We start from the raw sequence: 6,793 nt of genomic DNA, 5'->3' as shown, positions 1-6,793 counted from the left end.
GTCCACAAGAACATCCAGGTCCTGGAGAAGGACATCCGCACCTGGATCCAGACCTGGAACGACGACCCCAAGCCCTTCGTCTGGACGAAAACCGCAGACGAAATCTTCGAACGCCTCGCCGGATATCTGAACCGAATCAACGACTCAGGACACTAGCCGCACAACGCCTCCGTAGCGGCTCAGGCATCCCCTGGTCGCTACGGATGTTTCCCATATCATCCCTGCCCGGATCGCCTCAGTCGGCTCCGAGGTCATGGTGAAACCGGACGGGCTCTGCAAGCGCCGCGTGCGCTCCCTCGAAATCTGCCAGCCTCGCCGCGACTGTTTGGATGGCAAGCCGTTCAGGCAGTGCGGCTGAGAACTTCAAACCGCGCACGGCACGTCGGTCCACGTCAGGCAGCACGAGGCGCTCGTCGGCTCCGTTGAGAGCGGCGCGCCACATCGCAGGGGAGAGATCCTCTCGTAGACGCAACCAGCAGTCGGTCGCTCTTTGGACAGGGTCGGCGATCGAGGAGAGTGTGCCTGCAAGAGTGGCGTTCGCCCGGTAGCCGGCCCACGTCCACCAGCGAACGTCGTCACCGACCCTCGTAATGAGTGTCCCGTTCGCCTGCACGCTGCCCGGACCTTCGTTCTCACGTATCTCGGCAAGACATGCCTCGGCGCGCCTGGTCAGAGTGACCGGTGGTGTGGCGCCGAGCAGGATCTCCCGCATGGCCCGTGTCAGGGCGTATGACAGTCCAGCGACACCGCCGTTCATCCACTTGGCGACACCGCCTCCGTCGACGGGCTCGACGAAGACCCGCTTGCGCCCCCAGTCGACAAACGTGACCTGCCAGCTGCGTCCCCCCAACAGCAGCCGCCTCGGCCCAGGCCGCTCCTCCGTCAGTACGGAGGGGTCGGTCTGGCCGATCTCCACCCTCCCGGACAGAACCGTGAACTGCGGTGGCGCGGTGAACGAAGCGGTCAGTTCGATGAAGTTCCTCTTCCCGAACCGGCGTTCCGCCTCGGGGCCGACGAACAGCAGCCCGCTGTCCTCATCCAGGAAACCCTCGTCGACGAGGTACCTGAGGATCGGGACGGCAGAGCGGTCAAAGGGGGCAAGGCCGTTCCACTGCGAGGGCCAGAGTTGATCGCCGAGCTTGTGCTGCTGCAGCGTGGCGGCGAGAAGCTGTTGCGCGACGAGATGCCGCGGTTCGGGCGGCGCGGTCACAGGCTCTACCCAGCCGCGTCCCCACAGCAGGAGCAGCCCGGCGGCCTGCAGGAGGGAATCCTTGCGGGTGGCGAGGAACAGGCAGTTCCGTGTGGTGCCGTCCCGGCGGCCGGTGCGTCCGATGCGCTGCAGGAACGAAGCGACGGTGGCCGGGGAGTCGATCTGGATGACCCGATCCAAGTCGCCGACGTCGATTCCGAGTTCGAGTGTCGAGGTGGAGACGATGACGCAGTCTCGCGCCTCTGCGAACGCCTGCTCCGAGCGGGCCCGCTCGTCGGCGGACAGCGATGCGTGGGAGAGGAAGACGGTTACTTCTCGCGCCCGGAGTTCGGCGCCGAGCAGTTCGACCTGTCGTCGCGAGTCGCAGAAGACGAGGCGCTTCTCACCTCGGTGCAGCGCAGCAATCAGCTTGGCCGCATTCTCCAGAGACCCGACGAAGTCCAGTTCGACTTCACCCGCAGGACGCGTCACGACATCGGCGGGAGCGCGTCTCGCGGTGCTCGGTGCTTGCTTACCCGGAAGTACGACCCCAGGGGCGATGACCCTGCTGGGCCGCTTCCCGTTCCCCGACCCCTGCAGCCAGCTCAGAAGGTGCTGCGGATTGCCCACGGTGGCCGAGAGCCCGATCCTCTGGATGGGCCGTCCCGTGACCCTCTCCAGCCTTTCGAGCACGGCGAGCAGGTGCCAGCCGCGGTCGTCGCCGGCGAACGCGTGCACCTCGTCGACGACAACGGCCCGGACGTTGCCGAGCAGGTGTGCGTGATCGGTCTTGACGCCGATGAGCATCGCCTCAAGCGACTCCGGCGTGGTGAGCAGGAAGTCCGGCGGATCGGTGCGGATGCGCTGCCGCTGGGATTCCTTGGTGTCGCCGTGCCAGAGCGCGGCTCGCCTGCCGAGCCACTGCGCGTAGGAGTCAACCCGGGTGACCAGATTGTTGAGCAGCGCCTTGAGCGGGCAGAGGTACAGCACGGAAGTGCCGGACCACTTTTGGCCGACCATGGCCGAGAGTATCGGGAAGCAGGCCGCCTCGGTCTTGCCGCCCGCCGTCGGAGCCAGGAGGACGGCGTCCTCTCCGTCCATGAGGGGCGCGATCGCCTCCCGCTGGAGGGGGCGCAGATCCGGCCAGCCGAGCGAGTTCACGATGTGATGCAGGACGACTGGGTCGAGCCGGTCGAGCACGTCTCCGTCACTGCTCTCCGGCGTGGTCACAGCTCCAGCTCGATGTCGTCTGCGGAGGCGGTGACCGCAGTGGCCAGGTTGCGCTCGACCTCGGTGAGTTCGCTGTTGACGACGGTCAGCTTGTAGTGCTGTCGCGGGTCGAAGTCGTCGAACTGGTCGACTCGGTCGAGCACGTCTCCCACCAGCTTCTTCAGGAAGAGCCGGGGAGCTACTCCCACTTTGCCGCCGAGCGCTCCGCCGACGGCACGTGCCAGATCGGCGACGTACTGGTCGTCCACGACGTTCCCGATCCGTCCGGGAGTCTCCGCCCCCGCTGTGAAAAGGTCGCGGATGGTGATACCCAGTCCCACCAGGGAGTCCTGGGTGAAGCCCGGGAGCCTGACCTGGACAGCACGGGGGTTGTCGAAGCGCGGGTCCGTGGTGAAGTCGGTGGCGAGCCTCTGGGCCAAGGGTGCGAGCCGCTGCACGCCCTGCTGGCCGTCGTAGAAGGCGGGCGTACCGGTGATCACCAGGTACAGGCCGGGGAAGCGTCCGGAGTGCACCTCGTCGATGAGCTGGCGCAGCGCGTTGAGTGCCTTGTCCCGCGCGTCGGAACGGACTCGCTGCAGCGTCTCCACTTCGTCTAGGACGACGAAGAGTCCCGCGTGCCCGGAGTCGCGCAGCACGGTGAGCAGTCCCTGGAGGAAGCCGAGCGCGCCGAAATGGTCGAGGTCACCGCGTACGCCGGCGGCCCGACGGGCTGCGGCCGCGACATGCGGCTGGCCGCCGAGCCACGCGAGGACGGCGTTGGCGGTTGCCTCGTCGCCCTCGGCCAGAGCAGCACGGTAGCCGCGCAACGCGGCAGCGAACGACGGAGCGTGGCGTGACACCTCAGCCAGGCGTGCCAGGAGCAGCTTCTCGACCTCGCCCGGCAGCTCCTCTTCAGTGGCGCCGGCGGCGAGGGCGTCCTCCTCGAGGGCGTAGAACCAGGCGTCGACGACCGGCCTCAGTGCGCTGGGCGGGAAGCTGGACGTGGTGAGTCGCTCGGTGAGCCTGCGGTAGACGGTTTCCAGCTTGTGGAGAGGTGTCTCGTTCTCCGAGATCTGGATCTCTGCGACGGCGAAGTTCCGGCGTTTGGCCCGCTCCCCCAGCCATCGGGTGAAGAACGTCTTCCCCGATCCGTATTCGCCCCGCACTGCCTTGAACACGGATCCGCCGGTCGCCACCGTGTCCAGCTCGGCATCGATGGCTGCCTCGAAGCGGTCGAGGCCGGTCGCGAGGAGGCCGAGCCCGCTCTCGGGTACGGCTCCGCGCCGCAGCGCATCGATCACCGCGCGGCGACGAGCGGCGCTGACCTGGGTGGAACGCGTGGATCCGGTGGTACTCACAGACGTCAGTGTCCCATCACCGCCTCGGTGGCATGCACCTTCAGCCCGAAGGCCGCCCCGCTGCAACCGCCCTGGCAATTGCGACGGGCATGGGTGAATCGCTTGACGGTGGCCTGTTCCGATTGGTGGAATCACTCTCCGTACAGCGGTGATCGCAAGACAGTGGGGGGCCTGCTCATGGCTGCGCTGGACAACGTCAAGCTCAAGGAACTGCTGGCGGACGTGGAATCGGGCACCTTGCAGCTACCCGACTTCCAGCGTGAGTGGAAGTGGGACGACGACCGGATCCGGGCCATCATCGCGACGGTGACGCTGGACTATCCGCTCGGCGTGGTGATGACGCTGCAGACCGGTGGCAACTCCCCGTTCCGGGCCCGTAGCCTCACCGGCGTCCGACTGGCCGACAGCAGCGAACCTGATCTGCTGTTGCTGGACGGTCAGCAGCGGCTGACGTCGCTGTTCCAGGCTTTGTGCCTTGACCGGCCCGTCGAGACTGCGGACGCCCGCGGCAAGTCCATCGAGCGCTGGTATTACGTGAACATCGCGAAAGCGATCGGCCCAGCCGCCGAGCGGGACGAGTCCATCGTCTCCGTGCCGCCCGACAAGGTTCTGCGCACGGACTTCAACCGCACAGTGGTTCTCGACCTGCGGACCGTCGAGGACGAATGCGCGGCCGGCCTGTTCCCCCTGCACTTCGTCTTCGACACCCAGCGGGTCAACGCATGGAAGAAGGCCTACATCAAGGCCGACGAGGAGCGGAACTGGGACCTGTGGGGGCAGTTCGACGAGATGGTCCTGCAGCAGATCCGCACGTTCCAGGTGCCCATGATCCGCCTTGCCGCCACCACCTCCATGGACGCCGTGTGCGCGGTCTTCGAACGGGTGAACACCGGTGGTGTGCCTCTCAATGTCTTCGAGCTGCTGACCGCCACATATGCGGGAGACCGCGATCACGTCGCCACGACCGGTGACTACTACCGGCTGCCCGAGGTGTGGCAGGAGATCAAGCATAATCTGGTGGGCAAGTACCCCGTGTTCGGGCGCTTGGAGCTGGGGCTCGAGCACGGGCTGAGCAGCAGCGACTTCCTGCAGGCGGTCGCGCTGGCGAGGACCTGGGAGCGCAAGCAGGCGGGTCTCGGCGCCGCGGTCTCCTGCAAGCGGCGGGATCTGCTGGAGCTGCCGCTGGCCGATTTCGACCGGCTGGCGCCCAAGGTGTCCGACGCCTTCGCCTGGGTCGGGGACTTCCTCCAGCAGCAGTGCATCGTGGGCTCGGCCGACCTGCCGTACCGCACCCAGCTGGTGCCGCTGGCCGCAGTTCGTGCCATCGCCGGTGATGCCACGGACGGCCCCGCCGCCGCGGAGATGATCGCCCAGTGGTATTGGTGCGGTGTCCTCGGCGAGATGTACGGAGGCTCCACGGAGACCCGGTTCACCCGCGACGTGGAGCAGCTCATCGCCTGGATCCGCGGGGGCCGCATCCCACCGGACACCGTCGCGGACGCCTTCTTCATCGCCGACCGCCTGGACAACCTCACGACACGCAACAGCGCGGCCTACAAGGGGATCTACGCCCTCCTGATCAAGCAGGGTGCGGTGGACTGGCATTACACGCAGGCTCCGCTGAGCCCTGGCCGGCTGGACGAGTACGCCGTGGACATCCGGCAGATCTTCCCCAAGGGCTCTGTGCCCAGCGACAGCGGCAGGACCTATCCGACGAACTCCATCGTCAACAAGACCCCGCTGTCCTACCGCGCTGCCCAGAACATGGCGGGCTCCCCCGACTCGTACCTCTCAGCCCTGGCCGCGGCCTCCGACATGCGGCCCGAGTGGTTCGACGACGTGATCGCCACCCACCTCATCGACCCGGAGGCGCTGCGCAGCAACGACTACGAGCGCTTCTACCTCGACCGGTCGAGGCAACTGCAGGACCTCGTGCACTCCGCCATGGGCAAGCGGACCATGCACCGCGACGCGATGGGTGACGACCGCCGATGACCACCAGGCCGACCGAGCAGCAGCTGCTGGCTCTGAAGGGCACCACCGTGCCGGTGCAGCGGATCCTCGACCTTTTCGGGGTGCGGGTGCGCAATCACCGGACGGTGCACGAGATCTCCCAGGCTCTCGCCGACGCGGGGTTGGCCACACTTCCCGACTTCGGGGTCTGCGGCTCCCGCGAGGAGGTGGATGTCGTCGCGCTGGCATCCGTCGCGACGATGTCCGAGGGCGGCGCGGACGGGGAAACGGAGGAGGAGGCTCTGCCTTCCCACGCTCTGCCCCAGCGCATCCTCCTCGGGGACCTGCCGTCCGCCCGCAGGGGCGTGAGGTGCGTGGGCCCGGGACACACTCTGGCGCAGACCACGTATCTGATGCGGACCCGGGGCCTGGCGCAGGTGCCGGTCACGACGGGCATGGCGGCCATCCACGGTGTCGTCACATGGCGCTCGGTGGCCAAGATGTACGAGCTGGGCAAGGACCACACGCTCGACAATGCCATGGAGAAGGACTCCGTTCCGGTCGCCGACGCCCGTCAGGAGCTGTTCGTCTCGCTGCCGACAGTCAAGGAGCACGGCTACGTGCTGGTCCGGGGTGATGACGGATGCCTGTCCGGAATCGTGACGACGGCCGACGTGACGGACCGTTTTGAAGGCGCGGCACGCCCGTTCTTCATCGTCGGGGAGATCGAGTCCCTGCTGCGCCGGTGCTTGGGGGCGGCGCTTGACCGGGAGGCCGTCCGAGCGGTCCAGACGAACAAGAAGCCGGAGCACCGGTCGGGTCTCGTGTCGGATCTGATGTTCGGCGACTACCTGAAGCTGCTGGACGGCGATCAGGCGAAGCAGGCGATGGCCGCCCAGGCCGATCAGAACTGGGCGGCGCTCAACTGGAAGGCTATGGACCGCACCCAGTTCGTGGGACACCTGAAGCGGGTGAAGGACATCCGCAACCGGATCGCCCACTTCGACGAGAAGCCGCTCCCGGAGCAGCAGGTGCGCGAGCTGACGACCTTCGCGAAGCTGCTCCGGGACTTCGTCTCGTGACG

The 6,793-nt window shown here is 67.1% G+C and carries 4 protein-coding genes and 1 pseudogene; 3 read left to right on the top strand and 2 right to left on the bottom strand.

What is annotated here, in order from left to right:
* Nucleotides 1-156 (top strand): annotated as a pseudogene (locus tag PV341_RS12265) (IS630 family transposase); the annotation flags it as partial.
* A gap of 79 nt (nt 157-235) precedes the next feature.
* On the opposite strand, the gene PV341_RS12260 reads toward PV341_RS12265, so the two are convergent.
* Nucleotides 236-2,419, bottom strand: a complete 2,184-nt coding sequence (locus PV341_RS12260; RefSeq protein WP_500357712.1) for a DEAD/DEAH box helicase — start codon at nt 2,417-2,419, stop codon at nt 236-238.
* Complete coding sequence (brxD, locus tag PV341_RS12255; RefSeq protein ID WP_500357710.1) at nt 2,416-3,756, bottom strand: BREX system ATP-binding protein BrxD; 1,341 nt, start codon at nt 3,754-3,756, stop codon at nt 2,416-2,418. Before brxD ends, PV341_RS12260 begins: the two co-directional genes overlap by 4 nt.
* Before the next feature lie 177 nt (nt 3,757-3,933).
* On the opposite strand from brxD, the gene PV341_RS12250 reads away from it, so the two are divergent.
* Entirely contained in the window at nt 3,934-5,751 is a 1,818-nt protein-coding gene (locus PV341_RS12250; RefSeq protein WP_500357708.1) for a GmrSD restriction endonuclease domain-containing protein, read from the top strand.
* Nucleotides 5,748-6,791, top strand: a complete 1,044-nt coding sequence (locus PV341_RS12245) for a CBS domain-containing protein (RefSeq protein WP_500357707.1) — start codon at nt 5,748-5,750, stop codon at nt 6,789-6,791. The genes PV341_RS12250 and PV341_RS12245 overlap by 4 nt, the downstream gene beginning before the upstream one ends.
* Nucleotides 6,792-6,793: the final 2 nt, after the last annotated feature.

The organism is Streptomyces sp. PA03-1a, assembly GCF_033792805.1.
Taxonomy (GTDB): Bacteria; Actinomycetota; Actinomycetes; order Streptomycetales; family Streptomycetaceae; genus Actinacidiphila.
The sequence above is the reverse complement of the archived record's forward strand: the minus strand, read 5'-3'. Positions and strand labels throughout refer to the sequence as shown.